Origin of the sequence: Bacillus yapensis, assembly GCF_005280205.1 — a bacterium.
Lineage (GTDB): Bacteria > Bacillota > Bacilli > Bacillales > Cytobacillaceae > Robertmurraya > Robertmurraya yapensis.
The window spans coordinates 109,062-127,977 of record NZ_SUND01000006.1 but is presented as its reverse complement, the minus strand read 5'-3'; the positions used below and the strand labels follow the sequence as shown (position 1 = coordinate 127,977).

Sequence of the window (18,916 nt, the reverse complement as noted above, 5' to 3'; positions counted from 1 at the left end):
ATACAACTCCGAACTTCGTTTTAAGTGTACACCAAGCAAATCAGCATAGTCAATTACTTAGTATCAAGTTTTTTCAATCTAAACATAGTTTTTATCTAACATTGCATTTTTGAATCTGTACTACAAACTATTCACTTCTGTACTATAAAAAACAACACAATTATCCACTGTTATAATAAAGATGTTTATGTAAGAATTATTTTAAAATAAAACGTTTTCTTCCATAAAATAGAATAAGAATCGACATAAATGTCGATTCTTATTGATTGTTTTCTTTTTCGTCTACTTCAATTCCTGCCGCTTTGTAGAAATCAAGTTTTATTTCATTATACTTTTTCGTATGCTCGTTAAATTGTTCATTTGATTCCAACACGATTTTGTATGTCTCATTAATTTTAGCAATTTGCTCTTCTAATTGTTCGATCGATAATTCTTCATTTTGGAACATTTCGTATAGTTCTTTATCATAACCTAAGCCTTTTGTATATTTCGCAAACAAAGCATCATGACTTTCATATCTTTCCATCATCGTGTCATACAGCTCATTGGCTTTCTTTTTTAAGTTCTCGTCTTCTAATTCTCCAATCAATGGTTTTAGCTTTCCGAATTCCTTCTTCGAAGCTTGAATACTATCTTCTTCCTTTTGCATGAATTCTTGACGCTTTCCAACGATTGTTAGGGCCTCATTCGAAAGGGAGACAATTTGATCGAATTCCTTCATGCCTAAAGCGATAATCTGGCTATAAATTTCCTTCTCTTCTCTCTCTAATTCGACTAATGGTTCTTGTTGATCCTCAAAATCCTTTTCAAGTGTTACCACATTTTCCAATACTTCATACATTTCATCTACTGTTGATGTTCGATTTAGACACCCAGACAAAATAGTCGAACCAATAATCAATAAAAGAAACAAATAAATTTTAGGTCTTTTTAATGTCGACATTTTGCAACCCCCTTATTTTAACATTTATTACTATATCGATTGTTTGATCTTATTACAATATCCCGAGTAAAAAATTGTAAAAAAATTCTTTAAACATGTCTAATTGTTGTTAAATCTACCAATTCTTCTATTAATCCATCCTATTCAAATCTAGTAGCATTTATGCCAGATTCAAAATGATATTTTAGCTTTATCATTCAAATAATGACCATATACATGTTATTCGAAAACATCCGCCTGTACTGGATTTTTGATTTCTGTTAAAATAATGCCATACAAAAATGAGAGTTTAATCTTGGGAGTGAATGCAATGCTAACAATGGAAGACATTATAAGAGACGGTCACCCCTCTTTGCGTACAATCGCAAAAGAGGTTCCGCTTCCAGCATCTGAAGAAGATAAGAAAATATTAAAAGACTTGCTAGAGTATGTTATCTCAAGCCAAAATCCTGAAATCGCGTACGAAAAAGGACTTCGCCCTGCAATCGGTCTCGCTGCTCCGCAAATAGATGTAGCAAAGCGTATGCTCGCTGTTCATGTAACAGATGAAAAAGAAAACCTACATAGCTATGCCTTGTTTAATCCAAGAATCATTAGTCATTCTGTAGAAAAAGCTTATTTAACGGCTGGAGAAGGATGTCTATCTGTAGATGAGTCTATTCCGGGTTATGTGCCACGCTATGCAAGGGTAACGGTAAAGGCAACCACATTAGAGGGGGAAGAAGTTCAACTTCGCCTAAAAGGACTACCTGCTATCGTCATCCAACACGAAATTGATCACCTAAACGGCGTCATGTTCTATGATCACATTAACAAAGAAGCACCCTTTGAACCAATCGAAAATGCGATAGCTATTGAAAGATAAAAAAGAGGTTGTCCATGAAAATCGGATTAACACGAGTATAAAAAGCTTTATGAATGCTCATGATAAACCGATCTTGAGGACAACTTTTTCAATTTTTACAGGTAATATATTATACCCACATCAACTGACAAAGCGGACCCGCATAACCATTATTCCTCCAACAGTATCTCTTCTTATTTTTTCAAAACATTCAAGTTTAATTTGTACCATCTTTATCCATGAAAAAAATCAGCGATAAATCCATATAATATAAATAAGAAAGGACTCATAGGGACTTTACTTTGGACAAGGATCGTATATTATAAGAAGTAAGGAGATGATCCACGATGTTAAAGAAGCTAAAGAAAAAGCTTGTTGAACAGTGGAAAGATTTGCTTCGAAAAAAATCAATTGCCTAAATTTTGAGCCCTTCTAGCTTGCGGAGGGCTCCTTCTTTATAGTAAATTGGATATTGTTGTTTATTTACATATGTTCAGATTTTGCATAGGGTATTCGGAAGAAATGAGCTACACTCCAACGAAATATATGTAGAATCCGCTAGCAAGAGCTTTAAAGACTTGAGTCTTACATAATACAATTTCTTTATTTATCATGTTTTAATACAAATAAAAAACTATTCAATATTAGCTTTTTATAAAATGTCAAGAAGAATAAATAAGTAAAATACATGAAATTAAAGGTATTTTTATATATAATATAAAAAGTTACCATTGATTCGGAAATCTAAAATTTTTTTGAGTCGACATTCTGTACGGATTTATTTGAAGTACATTAAATGAAAATCAACTTTATAAATAGATTAAGGAGAGATTTTTTTATGATTTTTAAAGTTTATTATCAAGAATTAAAAACAGAAGCACCTGTTCGCGAAAAGACACAAACTGTTTTTGTAGAAGCGGGATCAGTGAGAGAAGTACGCTCAAAATTGGCAGATCGTCCATTTAATATTGAGTTTATTACTCCAGTTGACGGAGCATTCTTAGAATATGAACAAAAAAATGAAAACTATAAAGTATGGGAGCTAGGATAATTTATGAAATTTGTTAAAAATGATCAAACCGCCGTGTTCGCATTAGGTGGATTGGGTGAAATCGGTAAGAATACATATGCGGTTCAGTTTCAGGATGAAATCATCTTAATTGATGCAGGAATTAAGTTTCCAGAAGATGAACTGCTCGGAATTGACTATGTTATTCCCGATTATACGTACTTAGTAAAAAATGTAGATAAAATTAAAGGTCTTTTCGTAACGCACGGACATGAGGATCATATCGGTGGAATTCCCTATTTGTTAAGAGAGATCAATGTTCCGATTTATGGTGGAAAACTTGCGTTGGGCCTTATTCGTAACAAATTAGAAGAGCACGGTTTATTAAGAACTGCAAAGCTGCATGAAATCCAAGAGGATGATGTGATCAAATTCAGAAAAACTTCTGTAACGTTTTTCCGAACTACTCACAGTATTCCAGATTCATTTGGAATTGTTGTAAAAACGCCTCCAGGACAAGTTGTCCACACTGGCGATTTCAAGTTTGATTTTACACCTGTTGGAGAACCGGCAAACCTAACAAAAATGGCGGAAATCGGAAAAGAAGGCGTACTTTGCTTATTATCTGATAGTACAAATAGTGAAGTTCCTGATTTCACCATGTCAGAACGTCGCGTCGGAGACAATATCCATGACATTTTCAGAAAAGTAGATGGACGGATTATTTTTGCTACATTCGCTTCCAACATTCATCGTTTACAACAGGTGACAGAAGCAGCGGTTGCAAACGGTAGAAAAATAGCTGTTTTCGGACGAAGCATGGAGGCAGCAATCAATATTGGGCAAGAATTAGGATATATTCGCGCTCCAAAAGATACATTTATTGATGCTCAGTCTATTAACCGTCTTCCGGCTAATCAAGTAACTATTCTATGTACAGGAAGTCAAGGGGAGCCAATGGCGGCACTATCTCGTATTGCCAATGGTACTCACCGTCAAATCCAAATCATCCCTGGTGATACAGTAGTGTTCTCTTCTTCACCTATCCCAGGTAATGCACTAAGCGTAAGTCGTACAATTAATATGCTGTTCCGTGCTGGTGCAGAAGTAATTCATGGAAAATTAAGCGATATCCATACTTCTGGTCATGGTGGTCAAGAAGAACAGAAGCTTATGCTTCGCTTAATTAAACCAAAATTCTTTATGCCTATCCATGGTGAGTATCGCATGCAAAGAATGCATATGAAGCTTGCTACAGATTGTGGAGTAAAAGAAGAAAACTGTTTTATTATGGACAATGGTGAAGTACTTGCTCTAAGTGAAGATTCTGCTCAAGTAGCAGGAAAAATCCCTTCAGGCAATGTCTATATTGATGGTAGTGGAATTGGTGATATTGGAAATATCGTGCTACGTGACCGCAGAATTCTTTCTGAAGAAGGTCTTGTAGTCGTAGTTATTAGTATCAATATGAAGGACTTCAAGATTGCTTCTGGTCCAGATATCATTTCCCGCGGATTCGTCTATATGCGTGAATCAGGCGACCTGATCAATGATGCTCAAAGCTTAATTTCCAAGCATTTAAATAAGGTTATGGAAAGAAGAACAACACAATGGTCTGAGATTAAAAATGAAATCACAGACACACTAGCTCCATTCCTATATGAAAAGACGAAACGTCGTCCAATGATTTTACCAATCATTATGGAAGTATAAACATTAAGGGGAGTGTCCAAATTATGGACACTCCCCTTTTTAAATTAATTGTTCATTACCTTTTTTTCAAAACGATTGATATCTGAATCTGCACCGATAACAATCAAGACATCATTCTCCAAAATGACTTCAGACGCTTGTGGAGACACATTTATATCATTTCCTCGTTTAATCGCAACAATGTTAATTCCATACTTTGCTCGTATATCGAGATCAATGATACTGTGACCAACCACGCCACCACCAGCAGCAATTTCAACGATACTATGCTCATCAGAAAGCTCTAAGTAATCTAGAACACTGTTTGACACAAGCTTGTGTGCGATTCTTTTTCCCATATCTCTTTCTGGATGAACAACAGTATCTGCCCCAATTTTCAGCAGCACCTTCTCATGGTAATCATTTTGAGCTTTAACAGTTATATGCTTAACCCCGAGTTCTTTTAACATAAGGGTAGTTAAAATACTGGCTTGAATATCGTCTCCAATCGCAACAATGACATGGTCAAAGTTACGAATCCCTATGCCCTTTAAGACAGATTCATCAGTCGTGTCACCCATTACAGCATGGGAAGCGATCATCGAAAATTCATTAACACGCTCTTCTTTAAAATCAATTGCCATCACTTCTAAGCCCTGATCAGCCAATTCACGTACAATACTTCCTCCAAATCGACCGAGTCCAATTACAGCAAATTCCTTCTTCACTTTTATTCCCCCGAGTAAAATGATGTCCCTATTTTAGCATATTCCTTTAAAAGAAAATACATTAGTTTGCATCTTATTTGTCATCCGAAGTTTTATTATTCCATCTTTTTCTCATAAGAATAAAAACGGGAATTCCTAACACGACGAGCAATACAAGGATTGGAATATTCCCTATCACGAGGACCACCAAGCCTGATGCAAGAGATAGTAAATAATGAAGACTTGTGATAAATTGATTCTTTGTTCGCTCCCAAGTATTTAAATCCTTATTATCCACATTTGGAGTAGCAATCTTGTCTTCACTTAAAGAGATTGTAACCGTTGAAAACGCACTCTGATTTTCTAGATACTTCATTCTCCCTACTATCTGCTCTATTTCTTCCTGAACTGTAGCCAAGTCGTTTGAAATTTTTAAAAGGTCTTCAGTTTTTTCTGCTTTTTTCATAAACTCTAGCAACCGCTCTTCTACCACCCGTTTAGATTTCAGCCTCGATTCAAGGTCTATGTACTCCTCGGTGATATCCTCCCCGTTCACAGTGCGATTGTAGACCTTTACCGCTAGTCCTTCTGTGTCATTCAAAAAGGCCTGAAATTTATCTTGTGGAACCCTTGCGATAATCGTGCCGCTATATATTTCGTCTGCATCTTGATATGTATTAGATTCAACAATATATCCACCATAATTTGCTGCTTTCGCCTCAATCTGAGTCATAGAATCCTGAAAATCCTTCACTTCAATGCTTAGTTCCGCATTGTAGATGACCATTCGGTTCATCTCTTCTGACGGATTTTCCTCAGCCTCACTGCCACCTTCTGTAAGCGCAACATCTTCATTTTTGCTACCTGAATTTTCAGTTGCCATATCCATTGCACTTTGTTCTTTGCTCTCTTCCGACCCAGCACTACAAGCACCCAAAATCATTACCGTTGATAAAGTTAGCAAAACTAATATTTTTTTCATAATCACCCAAATTTCACCCCTTTTTTGTATTGACGTCTAAAATTTGGAAAAGTTACAAACAACAAAAAAACGAACATTATCACTAACGTTCGTTTTTTTGCCAATAAAAATTAAATTGCACTCAGCATATTAAACTGGGCTTTGATGAGGTGATAATACTCACCTTTCAAATCCATCAATTGCTGATGATTTCCTTGTTCAATAATATTCCCATGGTCAAGTACAATAATATTATCCGACTCACGGATCGTCGATAAGCGGTGAGCAATAATAATCGCTGTTCTTCCTTTAAGTAAAGTTCGTAAAGCGGTTTGTATCTTTACCTCGGTTTCAGTATCAATACTAGCTGTCGCCTCATCTAAAATAAGAATCCGTGGGTTTGCAAGGATTGCGCGCGCGAACGAAAGTAGCTGACGCTCTCCAACTGATAGCACATTCCCCCGCTCTTCTACCTCAGTCTCATAGCCATTAGGTAATCTTTCAATAAAGCTATTTGCGCCGACAGCCTCTGCTGCACGTCTTACCTCTTCATCCGTTGCACTTGGGTTACCAAAACGAATATTTTCCGCAATCGTACCTGAAAAGATAAATGTATCTTGAAGTACAACACTTATTTGCTCACGTAAGTCTTTTAAGGAAACATCCTTTAAATTATGGCCATCAATCAACACTTGACCATCTGTTGGGTCATAAAAACGGCTGACAAGATTGGCAATTGTTGTTTTTCCTGAACCAGTATGCCCTACTAGGGCAACAGTTTGCCCAGCTGCCATCTCTAAATTAATGCCTTTAAGAGCTGGGCGTTTTTCGTCATATGAAAAGACAACATCCTTGAATTCAATATGGCCATTTATTTCCTCTAATTGAATTGACTCTTTTTTCTCTGAGACAATCGGTCTCTCATCCAAGAATTCAAAGATTCTCTCTGAGGAGGCCATCCCAATTAATAATTGGTTATACACTTGACCTAAACGGGAAATCGGTTCCCAGAACATCCCTAAATAGAAGGCAAAAGACACAAAGACACCAATTGACAAAGAGCCTGTTTGCATCAAGTGCACCCCATACCAGATTAGAACCGCTGTCCCCACTGCATTCGTTAGCTCTACGAATGGTCTGAACATAGAGTTTTTCTTAGAAGCGACTCTCCAGCTTTCAAAGGTCTCCGTATTCACACCATCAAAGAATCCCATGTTCTCCTTTTCCTGTGTAAAGGATTGGGTCACGCGAATCCCTTGAATACTTTCATTTAAATGAGAATTTAGCTTTGATTGATTCAATCGAACAATTTGCCATGAACGACGGATATTCCTTCTTAAGCTCGTTGTAATAAAAAACATTAGAGGTAGAATAACCATGACAGCCAGTGTTAACTCGGGGCTTAAAGAAAACAAAATCGTAAATATCCCTACAAGTAAGATCATGTCCATCAATAGATTAATGACCCCATTCGTAAATAATTCCTGTAAGGAATTGATATCATTCATGATACGAACGAGTATTGAGCCTGCAGACCTTTGATCAAAGAAGCGATGCGAAAGGCTCTGAACATGTGTAAATAAATGTTGTCGCAAATCATAGATAACGCTTTGCCCTAACTGATTCATCCATCGTATCCTTAGAATATTGGCGATATAAAAAAGAGCATACAAAACAGCGATCCAAATAATTAATTGAGTTAACATGCCGGTATCTTTTTCAATGATCGCTTTGTCTAGTACATATACCCCAATCAAAATTGGGATGATGAGACGTACAGCTGTAGTTAGGAGTACCATCAGAACCGACAAAGGTAAGTAATTTTTACTATAAGGCTTCATGTAACTAAAGAGCCTAATCATTTGTGCCCAGTTAAAAGGCTTTTCAATTACTTGTTCTGTAGAATATTGAAATCTTTTTAACACATTTTCATTGATTGATTCCTTTTTCTTGTTCATCGAATCCCTCCTAACCTATCTGCTCGTGCATTACTTTTTCTTGATCCTGATATTGAATATTATAAATACGCTGATATGGACCATCATTAGAGAGAAGAAATTCGTGTGTCCCACGCTCAACGATTTTACCATTCTCTAGAACAAGTATTTCATCAGCATGCTTCAAGGATGAAATACGATGAGCAATAATAAAGGTTGTTCGCCCTTTCATGACTTCTTTTAACGCCTTCTGAATTTGAAATTCTGTTTCCATATCAACAGCACTCGTTGCATCATCAAGGATCAAGATACTCGGGTCAACACAGATAGAACGGGCAATCGCAATCCGTTGTTTTTGACCACCAGACAGCCCCATCCCTCTTTCTCCTAGCATCGTGTCGTAACCATCAGGTAACTCCATAATAAATTCATGAGCTTGAGCTCTTTTGGCTGCATCAATAATTTCTTCCATTGTTGCATCAGGACGTCCATATGAGATATTCGCCTTAATAGATGACGAGAATAGAAATGATTCCTGTAAGACAAAACCGATATTGCTTCTTAACGAATGTAGAGAATAGTTTTTTACACTAACTCCATCAATTAACACATCTCCGCGAATTGGTTCGTAGAATCGTGTCATCAATTGGGTCAAACTTGTTTTTCCAGAACCTGTTGAACCGATAAGTCCAATCACTTTTCCAGGTGAGGCTTTGAAGCTGATATCGTACAATGCCTCCTGATCGTCCTCCCCATAGCGTAGAGTGACATTTTGAAACTCCACATCACCTTTTAGTTTATTCGCTTGAATCGCATCATCCATATCAGTGATTTCGTTATCTTCCTCAAGTATTTCTAGTAATCTCTCGCCAGAAGCCTTCGACTGTGAGAATAGATTAATGACAAAGCCAAGATTCGCAATCGGCCATATGATATAACCCACTAAACTATAAAAAGCAACGAGCTCTCCTGGTTGGAGACTGTCGTTAATGACCAAGTATCCTCCATAAGAAAAGAGAAGAACGACACTGATATTCCCTAGAAACTCCATAAGCGGGAAGTACTTAGCCCAAATACTGGATGTAAAAAGATATTTGTCTTTATAATCACCATTCGAAGAATTAAATTTATCGATAACAAAATCTTCACGCGATAAAGATTTCACCGTATTAATTCCGCTAATATTTTCTTGAACATTTGTATTTAGTTTTCCAAAGGATTTTCGGATTCCTCTAAAAGCAGGATGTACGGATTTTTCAAATTTGTAGACAACAATCGCTAAAAAAGGAAGCGTTGCTAACGTCACAAACGTAAGTGATGGAGAATAATAAAACATAACCCCAAATGTTGTTGCAATCAAAACGATCAATCTTAATAATTCAGAAAATCCAAAAGATAAAAAGAATCGGAAGCCTTCAACATCTGAAGTCAGTCTCGACATTAAATCCCCTGTCTTTGCATTATCATAATAGCGAAAAGGCAAGTATTGTAACTTTCCATATAAGGCATTTCTTAATTTGTATACAGAGGTGATCCCAAACAGTTCACCTGTATATTGATGAATATACGTTCCTGCCCCTTTTATAATCATAATCCCGATAAAACCTAGTGCTAAGTATGGAATCCATTCGTATTTTCCACCAAGTACAACTTCATCAATGGTAATTTGAAGAATAATTGGATAGACAACCGTAATTCCAGTAATTAGCAGCATAAACAAAATAGACCATAAAAAATATTTCTTATAAGGCCAATAAAACTCTTTAAGCTTTTTAAAAGTTACCAATATCTATTCCCCCCTAGTTCTTAAAAAAATTAGAACGTAAATACAAATATAACGGATTGCGAAATAATTTACCACTATTTTTTCGAATTATTTTCCTTTTTTGAAAACTTTTTCATCTTGATCAAAGTCTGTTTAATACGGATAAGAAAAACCAGAGCTATTGTGAATTAGCTCTGGTTCCCTTTAAACTTAATATATTCTGAGATAAACGAAATTGCCTTGTCGATGGCATCCTCATTTGGATTCAACTTCGAATGGTGGAGACCAAATTCTGAATCCACACCGAGCCATAACATGAAGCCTGGAATTTCTTTTAGCATATAGCCAAAATCTTCACCTGTCATCGCCTTTTCACATTCAATCACATTGATTTCGGTATTCTCCGAAACAAAATCCATGAATTCTCTTGTTAATGTTTCTTCATTATATACCTGATAGTACATGCTTCCATAATCAATGCTTGTTTCACACTCATATCCTACTTCGATTCCCTTAACAATGGCTTCAATTCTCTTTTTCACCTTTACCATTGACTCCGCAGAAAGGGTTCTAATGGTTCCTTCTAACCTTGCTTTCTCTGCAATGATATTTTGTACCGTTCCACCCGTGATCTTCCCAATCGTGATGACTGCACTATCTAGCGGATTCACATTTCTAGCAACAACCGTCTGTAATTGTGTGACGAGCGAACAAGCGGCTACAACCATATCATTCGTTTGATGAGGATAAGCTGCATGTCCTCCCTTGCCTTTTAAGTCAATAAATAACTCTGACGTATTAGCAAACAGTAAACCTTCTTTGATAGCGATAGAACCTACAGGATATTCAGGAGCAATATGAAGGGCAAAAATCATATCAGGCTTCCATTCCTGCATAATCTCCGATTTCAACATCGGTTCTGCACCGCCAGGGCCTTCCTCAGCCGGTTGAAAAATAAACAATAGGTTATCCATAATTGGATTTTGCACAAAATGGGTGACCAAGCCTAAGGCAATACTCATATGAACATCATGCCCACACGCATGCATGTTATCAGGATGCTCTGAATGAAAAGGCAAATTTGTCTCTTCGACGATCGGAAGTCCATCAATATCCGTTCGATAACCAATCGTTTTTTGGGGGTTGAGCCCATCAATCCTAACAAAAATACCGGTTTTCCATGTTTTTATTTGGAGACGATCTTGAGGTAAAGATTGTAAGTAGTTCAACAAATAACTCTGCGTTTTAAACTCCTGAAAGCCTAGTTCAGGTATTTTGTGTAAGTCTCTACGTATTTGAACAAATGGCATTCCTCATCCCTCCGCCTATTAAGAAAGCGTGGATACGTATCCACGCTTGAACAGTTTTATAGATTGCGTAATGCCTGCATAATTTCTGTTTTAGATAATGTCTTCTCATCGATTTCTTTGATGACACGTGCTGGAACACCTGCTACTAATGTGTTTGGTGGCACGTCTTCAATAACAATTGCACCAGCAGCTACACGAGCACCTTTTCCAACTGTTACACCTTCAAGAACAACAACATTTGCTCCGATAAGTACATCATCCTCAACAACTACCGGCTTAGCAGATGGTGGTTCAATAACACCTGCTAAAACTGAACCAGCACCGATATGGCAGTTCTTTCCGACTGTAGCTCTTCCACCTAGAACAACGTTCATATCAATCATTGTTCCTTCACCGATAACAGCACCAATGTTAATAGAAGCTCCCATCATAATAACTGCATTTTCACCGATTTCAACCTGGTCACGGATAACCGCACCTGGCTCAATTCGCGCTTTAATGTTTTTCATATCTAAAAGTGGAATCGCAGAATTTCTACGGTCGTTTTCCACAACATAGTCTTCAATTTTCCCTTGGTTTGCTTCAAGCACTGGACCGATTTCGCTCCACTCTCCGAAAACTACACCAGTATTACCAGTGATGAAAGATTTTGAGCCTGTCCCAAAATCGATTCCATCTAATTGACCCTTCACATACACCTTTACTGGTGTTGATTTCTTGCTATTTGCGATAAACGAAATAATTTCGTTTGCATCCATCATTTTAGTCATTTATGTACCTCCTATGTTTACTCATACATTTATTATGTACATTCTGAATCTTACTTTAGCAAAATAAAAAAAGCAAAACAAGCAAAATCTATTTTGTCTCTTCTTCAATATATTCTTGTATTAAACTAACAAAAGCTTGAACCTGCTTTAACTTAAAGGCCGATTCATAGCCAAGGAGCCATGTATCCCTTTTGAGTGGTTCCCCGTTTTCATCCAGCAAAGGAATTTTAAATATATCCTTCTCGCTACCGTTCAACGTAATCGCAGGAAGAATGGCATAACCAATTCCGTTAAAAGCCATTTGCTTACATGTCTCAATTTGGTCAACGACGATCGTTCTTTTTGGCATCGTTTGAAACTGACGATGCCACCAGTCTTGAATTTCCTGAAAATAGTTCGAATCACTTTTAAATTGAATAAATGGTCGATCGGTTGTCAGTACTTGTTCAGGGGATGTGATTTCTTTATCCACCAAATATAAATGGTCTTCAAAAAGATGAATTTTTACACCCTTCCAATCAGGTGTCCCTCTGATAATTCCTATATGAACATCGTCTTCATAAATCGAACGTAATATCTCACTGCTCCATCCTGTCACCAATTGAACTTTGGCATGGGGATATCGATCTACGAATCTCTTTAATACTTTTGGCAGCCAATTTTGACCTACGATAGAAGCGACCGCTATCTTTAATGTTCCATACACTTCAGAATTCATAGCAGTAATGGCTTCTTTCACCTTTTCTTCTTTCTCTAGAACTTCATTGACAAATTTAACAACAAGCTCTCCTGCAGGTGTCAAAGTTAGCCCTTTTTGAGACCGAATAAAAAGCTTCGTTCCCCATTCGCTTTCAATCGTCTGGAGTCTTTGACTTAAAGCCGGCTGGGATACGAATAGTCGTTCAGCTGCCTTGCGCATGTTCATTTCCGAAGCTAACACAGAGAGAAGATGAAATGATGATAATGTCGACATACGCTCACCTTCTTTATTAAGATTGCTTTTTCTTTGGGAGAAATACAATGAGAATAAAACTAATCAATGCAAAAGCAAGGACGGTTAAGTAAACCGTGTGAATCGATATAGTTAAACCATCTTGAAGTATTTTTTCACGCCTTCTGAAAGTGCGCTTCTCTGCTCTTCATTTAATAAAATATTGGCTGAGTCAAGCGTTAAATCTTCTGAAATTCCTTTACCATGTTCTTTCATATAAGCAATCATTTGGCTATTCAGAATTCCTCCAAGAAGGGCTGCTCCGATCGTATTACCAAGATTACGCATAAACATATTCGATGCCGTTGCAACACCTCGTTGTTCCCAAGAAACTGTACTCTGAATCGATACAATAAACGAAGTGGTTGTCATCCCCATCCCTATGCCGACAAAAAAGGAGCCAACCGCTGCCCATATCGGTCCCATTTCTGGAGTTAACAGAACGAAAACAATACTTCCAATGACGAGTGCAACGCCACCAATTAATGCTGTAACTCTAAAACCAATTTTCAGAAGCATATTTCCCGCCACTGTAGATGCAATTGGCCACCCAATGGACATCGTAGTTAACGTAAATCCAGCAATTATCGGAGCTTCTTCCATAACCCCCTGAACAAAGGTTGGGAGAAAACTAGATAATCCAATCAGCATGACACCGGTTGTCAAGGAAGTTACATTGGCAATAAAAATCGATTTTTCCTTCCAAATGGAGAAAGGCATCATTGGTTCTGCGGCTCTTCTTTCTTGGAAGATAAATAGAATGAGTGCAGTCACGCTAACTATAATTAGTGATATCGTTGGTCCAGAATTCCACGCCCAATGAGTTCCACCTTCTACTAAAATAAGCATTAAGGTTGAGATTCCAGTCGTTAGTAGGAACGCTCCTAGGAAATCAATTTTATGTTTTTTCTTTTCAACATTTTCATGTAAAAATAATATAAGTCCAATCATCGCCAAAATACCTAGTGGAACATTAATCCAAAAAACATATTGCCAGCTTACATATTGTACAAGAATTCCTCCAATGGCTGGTCCTAGAATAGCTGATATTCCCCAAACACTAGATAAATACCCCTGAATTTTTGCTCTTTCTTCTATCGTGTATATATCACCAACGATGGTACTAGCAATAGGCATGACTGCCCCTGCGCCAAATCCTTGAATAAACCGAAAAATGATCAGCATCGTCATCGTTTCGGCAAATCCACAAAGAACCGAACCGATTAAAAAGATAATAATACCAAAGATAAGGATTGGCTTCCTGCCATATAAATCTGACAGTTTACCATAAATTAAAACGGTTACTGAATTCATTAAGAGATACGATGAAAAAATCCAGCTATAGCGAGCAAATCCCCCGAGATCTCCTACAATCGCTGGCATTGCCGTTGCTACAATCGTCGCTTCGATGGCAGCCATAAACATGGCTAACATTACCGCAGCTAATACGAATGGTTTTTTAGTTTGTTTACTATTTTTTATCAATGGGTTATGTATCGCTTCTTCCATTTCACACCTCTACTAACAAAAATTCAGCCCCCTAAATTTAGGAGGCTTATGACTGATTATCTGTATTATTACGCATTCTTCTCGTTGAGCTGAATTAACACGGCTCTTCTTGTTAATATTCCTTCAAAAAGTCCTTCTGTGTCTTCCACACAAAGGAAAGGATGATCGATTAACAAGCTAAGACATGTTTTAAGCGATGAATCAATCTGAATTCTTGGGATTTCCTGATTCATGATTTCCTCGACGCACTGTGTTTCCAATTTCTCAAATTCAATTCTTTCCAAACCAAGGATTGCATCCATAATCAATGGGGTACTAATCAATCCGTGTAGCTTAAATTGCGGATCAAGCACTGGGATAGCTGAATAACCACTTTTGGTCAGTACTAAGAGAGCATGCTCTAGGCTGTTCTTCACTTGAACATGAGCAACACGTTCGGAAGGAATCATTAATTCTTGAATGTTAATCTCCAAAAATTCTTCACTGTGTAGACTTACCATAGTCGAAAACTCCCCATCATTGTTTTCATTCCTATTTTATTCTATCACAGTTTCGTGTTTGACACCTTGTATAAACACCTAAAAAATTTCCAACTATCCTTTGCTTGTTTGAATATTCCTGACTTCATAATGACACTCTGGGCATTTATATATAACATTTTGGTTAGATTGAGCTGTTAACACATGATCCATTTCTACCTCAAAGTGACACTTCGGACATTTCACAGTTGGCAACAAATACATCACCCTAACTTCTTGTTATAATCAGTTATTTCATTCCGCTTTTTTAAGAATTGATATTTTCGCTTTGCAAAAAGATCAAGGAAAGATATTTTCCCTACGCTACGTTGCAAAAAGATCAAGGTATGTTATTTTCCCTTCGCTACGTCGCGAAAAGATCAAGGTATGTTATTTTCCCTACGCTACGCTACGGGAAAAAACATTACTGAATTAGGTCAAAGATTTCGATTGTGATCATATCGATATTATCAAATTGATAACGTTTTGGCTTTTCCTTTTCGTAATAAACCTCTAACTCAAAAGTTTCAGTTTTCGGATGGTATGTAACCTGACACTTTCGTTCTCCATTCACCTCAAAAAAACGTTGTGCAGATTCTCCACTGCTTCCCTGCTCCTGAAGACTTTTTAAACGTGTGATGATTCCTTGAAGCTGTGACATATTCCCTCTCCTTTCAAAAACAAAACCAGTGTATGCTTAACGCTTTACAATTAGGTTTCTCTTTTGACATGTTATTATCCATATGGATTAATTTCAGAAAATTCTTTCTGTTCCCTTTACATGCCAGTATTAACAGAATAAAATAATGAAAGATGTTTGTACATGAAAAAGCTGTAAAAAGGGGGATTTTTTTTGAAAAAAGTTGAGAAGCTTGCGGATAATATTTACTTAATCGATGGATTTGATCTAAATTTGCATGAGCGAACAGGTACATATGTGTTAACTGAAAGCGAATTAACAATCATTGAAACAAGTGCGAGTCCTTCCGTTCCCTATATTATTGATGGCCTCCATGAATTGGGCTATGCACCTAAAGATATTAAATATATCATTGTCACGCATATTCACTTAGACCATGCCGGAGGCGCAGGTTTGTTATTACAAGACTGCCCAGAAGCAAAAGTAATTGTGCACCCTAAGGGGAAAAGACATTTAGCTGACCCTTCTAGATTAATTGCCGGTGCTCGTGCAGTGTACGGAGACAAATTTGATACTCTCTTCGACCCAATTATCCCAATTCCTGAAAATTGCCTCATTGAAAAACATAATCTGGAGACACTTACGATTAGTGAAGACTGCACCCTAACCTTCTATGACACTCCTGGACATGCCAATCATCACTTTAGTATTTATCATCCAAAGGCGAATGGAATGTTTACCGGCGATACTGTTGGAATCCGTTATTCAACTTTGATTGAAGAAGGAGTTGAATTTTATTTGCCCAGTACCTCTCCAAATCAGTTTGATCCAAGTAAAATGCTTGCAGCAATTGAATTATGTAAAAACCTGAATTTAAATGGAATCTTTTTTGGTCATTATGGCTTGTCAAAAAATCCAGATGAGGTATATAAGCAGGTGACTTTTTGGTTAGATAAATTTATAGAGGCTGGAAAGAAAGGCTATTCGGAAGGAACAACGCCCGAAGAACAAGCGAGGATTACTGCTGAAGAATTAATACAAAAAGTAACATCACATCTCGAAGAACGGGGTGTTCCCCGCTCTCATGAAGTACATAAACTCCTTACATTGGACATGGAAGTCTGTTCAATGGGACTTATTGATTATCTTCATAAACAAAATCATTTATAATAAGAGAAAGATTGATTTTGGAGGAAAGAATTTTGACTACGATTACGATGTACACGCAACCAGATTGTCCCCCTTGTGAAATTGCAAAGCTCTTTTTAAAAGAATACGGATTCGACTATGAGCTAAAGGATATCAAAAAGGATAGCCATGCACGAAATGAGCTCATCAAAAAATACAACTCGTTTTCAACACCGACCTTTGTAATAAATAACGAAAATGTCGTTACTGGCTTTGATATCGAAAAGCTGAAGGAAATCCTCCAAATTGAAGGATGAAAAAGGGCCTCAAAAATGAGGCCCTTACCAATTTAATACTGCAATTAAGATGATTAGAAGTACCAAAACAAAGAATAACAAATAGGTCAAGAAAACAGGATTCTTTTGAAAAATCCCTTCTTGTACACGTCCAGGAATTGCTGTATCGAGTTCACCTTTTAATCGTCTTTGACTTTTTGCTACAGCGGCAGTATACCCCAATGCAAATATGATCACTACAACAACAAATATTGCTAATACAAGCATGTATGTGCTCATGTACATCTCACCCTTAAGGAATTGTATTAATGTTACGTTTCCTTGGATTGGGGCTCACTATACGCTCACACGGTTACCAATTTAAAGTAATTCATGATGATCTGAGATGAAATCATAAGAAATATCAATGAATAGAAATTGTTTATCCTTTAATGGATAGGAAAAAGTCCGAATGCTTTCTCCTGTTTCAATATCACTATATAAATCAGATAAGATCCCTTTTCTTTCTTTACGCATCTTCAGAATATTTTCAAGGAAATACGGTCGCCAGCTCCAATTTTTGTGTAAATATCCTTCTTGAATGAGCCATCCAGATTGATCTTTGAAAATGTTTGGAGAAAGCTGAAAACCATCTTCATCACAAATATACATTCGAAAAGCGAATTGCTCCATTTCCTTTGCAAGAACCTTCAGCAATTCCTCATATTTTTCTATTTTCCGATGTTTTTGGAGAAGCTCTGTTACTTTTGTCTGAAAACCTTCCGTTTGCTCGAATTGAGCTTCAAGCTTTTTCTTTTCGCTATTGATAAACATTTGACATTCTTTTTTCAGCTTTTCCTTCAGAACATTGCGATCAACAAATCGAGCATCAGGTTTTTGCAAGTAATAACCTTGATAGTACCTACCTCCATTTTTCCATGCATATTGCAGCTGATATACCATTTCAATATTTTCAAACAGTAAAGTTGCCCCAATTTTTCTCGCTAAAAGTGAGTAAGAATAAATAATATCCTGAAAGCTTGGCGCCAAATTAATGGAACGAAGTGCCTGAAGGTCCACTTTCAAAATATTAGGGGAAATTAGCCCGATCAGATCGATTTGATGGCTATTGTCCCCTAGCTTATCAAAGGCGATTTTAATTCCGTATGTTTTGTAATATGTAATTAAATGACCAAGACGCTCAATATCTTCCTGGCTCTTATTTAAAGAAATTTCAATAACAATTCGATCAACACTCACGCCTTGCTTATCATAACCTAAAAGAATCTCAAGTAACGATTCGTCATCATACAGTAAGAGGTCTGCATCTCGATTAATGAATAACATCACATCCTCATCAAGTGAAGAAGCTTGCTCGAGTGCTTTCTTTAAAACAGTATTATCTAAATCGAGGCGATATTCTTCAGGGATAGTTTCATCTAGAAAATATGGGCCTAAACTAATGTAGCTGTCATCTTTTTTGTATCTACCTAAAACTTCATAGCCAACTACACGATGTTCATCGGCACTGAATATCGGTTGAAAGAAAGGCACAACATTATCTAGGTCTGTTAAGATATCCAATGCATCCATCTGCATCCCTCCTTATGATAAAAGATTATACCACGTAATTAGATGGCTGTTTCGTACGAGCTGTTAACAAAAACGGATAATTAGAGAAGGATTTAAATATTGAGGCTAACTCCGAAAATAAAAAGCCGCGCGTTGCAGAATTCGTTGAAGCTTCTCCACACTTATCTCACAAAAAGATGAAGTGAAGTTCAGATTAATTTTAGCATAAATGCATGAATTTTCGTATAAATTGAAAGCGGATTATAAGAGAAAACACCCTTCTTTTTCACGAAATTGTTTGTTAACATAAGAAATAAGACAAAATCCTATATAAGTGACGGTTGT

At 36.9% G+C, this 18,916-nt stretch carries 17 protein-coding genes and 1 pseudogene; 5 read left to right on the top strand and 13 right to left on the bottom strand.

Annotated elements, in window-relative coordinates; genetic code table 11:
• Nucleotides 1-259: 259 nt before the first annotated feature.
• Nucleotides 260-943 (bottom strand): YkyA family protein, encoded by a 684-nt coding sequence (locus tag FAR12_RS09485; protein WP_126408455.1) that lies wholly within the window; start codon nucleotides 941-943, stop codon nucleotides 260-262.
• Between the two features lie 310 nt (nucleotides 944-1,253).
• On the opposite strand from FAR12_RS09485, the gene def reads away from it, so the two are divergent.
• The 3 genes from def (at nucleotide 1,254) to rnjA (ending at nucleotide 4,509) form a co-directional block, all read left to right on the top strand.
• Complete coding sequence (def, locus tag FAR12_RS09480; RefSeq protein WP_126408454.1) at nucleotides 1,254-1,808, top strand: peptide deformylase; 555 nt, start codon at nucleotides 1,254-1,256, stop codon at nucleotides 1,806-1,808.
• A gap of 817 nt (nucleotides 1,809-2,625) precedes the next feature.
• Nucleotides 2,626-2,838, top strand: a complete 213-nt coding sequence (locus FAR12_RS09475; protein WP_126408453.1) for a DNA-dependent RNA polymerase subunit epsilon — start codon at nucleotides 2,626-2,628, stop codon at nucleotides 2,836-2,838.
• A 3-nt stretch (nucleotides 2,839-2,841) separates the two neighbouring features.
• Nucleotides 2,842-4,509, top strand: coding sequence for a ribonuclease J1 (gene rnjA, locus FAR12_RS09470; RefSeq protein WP_126408452.1), 1,668 nt, complete (start codon nucleotides 2,842-2,844; stop codon nucleotides 4,507-4,509).
• Nucleotides 4,510-4,553: 44 nt separating this feature from the next.
• On the opposite strand, the gene FAR12_RS09465 is transcribed toward rnjA, so the two are convergent.
• From FAR12_RS09465 to FAR12_RS09420, 10 genes and pseudogenes are all read right to left on the bottom strand, one after another.
• The gene (locus FAR12_RS09465; RefSeq protein ID WP_126408451.1) at nucleotides 4,554-5,216 is read right to left on the bottom strand and encodes a potassium channel family protein; all 663 of its coding nucleotides are present in this window, start codon (nucleotides 5,214-5,216) and stop codon (nucleotides 4,554-4,556) included.
• A gap of 73 nt (nucleotides 5,217-5,289) precedes the next feature.
• Nucleotides 5,290-6,177: a DUF4349 domain-containing protein gene (locus FAR12_RS09460; RefSeq protein ID WP_246010361.1), complete on the bottom strand. Its 888-nt coding sequence runs from the start codon at nucleotides 6,175-6,177 to the stop codon at nucleotides 5,290-5,292.
• Nucleotides 6,178-6,287: 110 nt separating this feature from the next.
• Nucleotides 6,288-8,114, bottom strand: a complete 1,827-nt coding sequence (locus FAR12_RS09455) for an ABC transporter ATP-binding protein (RefSeq protein WP_126408450.1) — start codon at nucleotides 8,112-8,114, stop codon at nucleotides 6,288-6,290.
• A 10-nt stretch (nucleotides 8,115-8,124) separates the two neighbouring features.
• Entirely contained in the window at nucleotides 8,125-9,879 is a 1,755-nt protein-coding gene (locus FAR12_RS09450) for an ABC transporter ATP-binding protein (RefSeq protein WP_126408449.1), read from the bottom strand.
• Between the two features lie 167 nt (nucleotides 9,880-10,046).
• The gene (locus FAR12_RS09445) at nucleotides 10,047-11,168 is read right to left on the bottom strand and encodes an N-acetyldiaminopimelate deacetylase (protein ID WP_126408448.1); all 1,122 of its coding nucleotides are present in this window, start codon (nucleotides 11,166-11,168) and stop codon (nucleotides 10,047-10,049) included.
• A 56-nt stretch (nucleotides 11,169-11,224) separates the two neighbouring features.
• A complete protein-coding gene (gene dapD / locus FAR12_RS09440; RefSeq protein ID WP_126408447.1) occupies nucleotides 11,225-11,938 on the bottom strand; it encodes a 2,3,4,5-tetrahydropyridine-2,6-dicarboxylate N-acetyltransferase in 714 nt (237 codons plus the stop codon).
• Between the two features lie 88 nt (nucleotides 11,939-12,026).
• Entirely contained in the window at nucleotides 12,027-12,911 is an 885-nt protein-coding gene (gene ccpC / locus FAR12_RS09435; RefSeq protein WP_126408446.1) for a transcriptional regulator CcpC, read from the bottom strand.
• A 16-nt stretch (nucleotides 12,912-12,927) separates the two neighbouring features.
• A pseudogene (locus FAR12_RS09430) lies at nucleotides 12,928-14,438 on the bottom strand (MDR family MFS transporter).
• 68 nt (nucleotides 14,439-14,506) lie between these two features.
• Nucleotides 14,507-14,938 carry a cyclic-di-AMP-binding protein CbpB gene (cbpB, locus tag FAR12_RS09425; RefSeq protein WP_126408445.1) on the bottom strand — a complete coding sequence of 144 codons (432 nt, stop codon included), beginning with the start codon at nucleotides 14,936-14,938 and terminating at the stop codon, nucleotides 14,507-14,509.
• Between the two features lie 442 nt (nucleotides 14,939-15,380).
• Nucleotides 15,381-15,617 carry a YkuJ family protein gene (locus FAR12_RS09420; protein ID WP_126408444.1) on the bottom strand — a complete coding sequence of 79 codons (237 nt, stop codon included), beginning with the start codon at nucleotides 15,615-15,617 and terminating at the stop codon, nucleotides 15,381-15,383.
• Between the two features lie 192 nt (nucleotides 15,618-15,809).
• Here FAR12_RS09420 and FAR12_RS09415 point away from each other — a divergent pair, with 192 nt between their 5' ends.
• Nucleotides 15,810-16,766, top strand: coding sequence for an MBL fold metallo-hydrolase (locus tag FAR12_RS09415; protein WP_126408443.1), 957 nt, complete (start codon nucleotides 15,810-15,812; stop codon nucleotides 16,764-16,766).
• Between the two features lie 32 nt (nucleotides 16,767-16,798).
• On the top strand, nucleotides 16,799-17,041 hold the full coding sequence (locus FAR12_RS09410) for a glutaredoxin domain-containing protein (protein ID WP_126408442.1): 243 nt from the start codon (nucleotides 16,799-16,801) through the stop codon (nucleotides 17,039-17,041).
• A 24-nt stretch (nucleotides 17,042-17,065) separates the two neighbouring features.
• Here FAR12_RS09410 and FAR12_RS09405 read toward each other — a convergent pair whose 3' ends face one another.
• A complete protein-coding gene (locus tag FAR12_RS09405) occupies nucleotides 17,066-17,299 on the bottom strand; it encodes a hypothetical protein (RefSeq protein WP_126408441.1) in 234 nt (77 codons plus the stop codon).
• Between the two features lie 81 nt (nucleotides 17,300-17,380).
• Entirely contained in the window at nucleotides 17,381-18,592 is a 1,212-nt protein-coding gene (locus FAR12_RS09400) for an EAL domain-containing protein (protein ID WP_126408440.1), read from the bottom strand.
• Between the last annotated feature and the right edge of the window lie 324 nt (nucleotides 18,593-18,916).

Coding starts and splice junctions, on each gene's coding strand:
- FAR12_RS09485 (WP_126408455.1), bottom strand. CDS start 943: ATGTCGACATTAAAAAGACCTAAAATTTATTTGTTTCTTTTATTGATT.
- def (WP_126408454.1), top strand. CDS start 1,254: ATGCTAACAATGGAAGACATTATAAGAGACGGTCACCCCTCTTTGCGT.
- FAR12_RS09475 (WP_126408453.1), top strand. CDS start 2,626: ATGATTTTTAAAGTTTATTATCAAGAATTAAAAACAGAAGCACCTGTT.
- rnjA (WP_126408452.1), top strand. CDS start 2,842: ATGAAATTTGTTAAAAATGATCAAACCGCCGTGTTCGCATTAGGTGGA.
- FAR12_RS09460 (WP_246010361.1), bottom strand. CDS start 6,177: ATGAAAAAAATATTAGTTTTGCTAACTTTATCAACGGTAATGATTTTG.
- FAR12_RS09455 (WP_126408450.1), bottom strand. CDS start 8,114: ATGAACAAGAAAAAGGAATCAATCAATGAAAATGTGTTAAAAAGATTT.
- FAR12_RS09445 (WP_126408448.1), bottom strand. CDS start 11,168: ATGCCATTTGTTCAAATACGTAGAGACTTACACAAAATACCTGAACTA.
- dapD (WP_126408447.1), bottom strand. CDS start 11,938: ATGACTAAAATGATGGATGCAAACGAAATTATTTCGTTTATCGCAAAT.
- ccpC (WP_126408446.1), bottom strand. CDS start 12,911: ATGTCGACATTATCATCATTTCATCTTCTCTCTGTGTTAGCTTCGGAA.
- cbpB (WP_126408445.1), bottom strand. CDS start 14,938: ATGGTAAGTCTACACAGTGAAGAATTTTTGGAGATTAACATTCAAGAA.
- FAR12_RS09420 (WP_126408444.1), bottom strand. CDS start 15,617: ATGTCACAGCTTCAAGGAATCATCACACGTTTAAAAAGTCTTCAGGAG.
- FAR12_RS09405 (WP_126408441.1), bottom strand. CDS start 17,299: ATGAGCACATACATGCTTGTATTAGCAATATTTGTTGTTGTAGTGATC.
- FAR12_RS09400 (WP_126408440.1), bottom strand. CDS start 18,592: ATGGATGCATTGGATATCTTAACAGACCTAGATAATGTTGTGCCTTTC.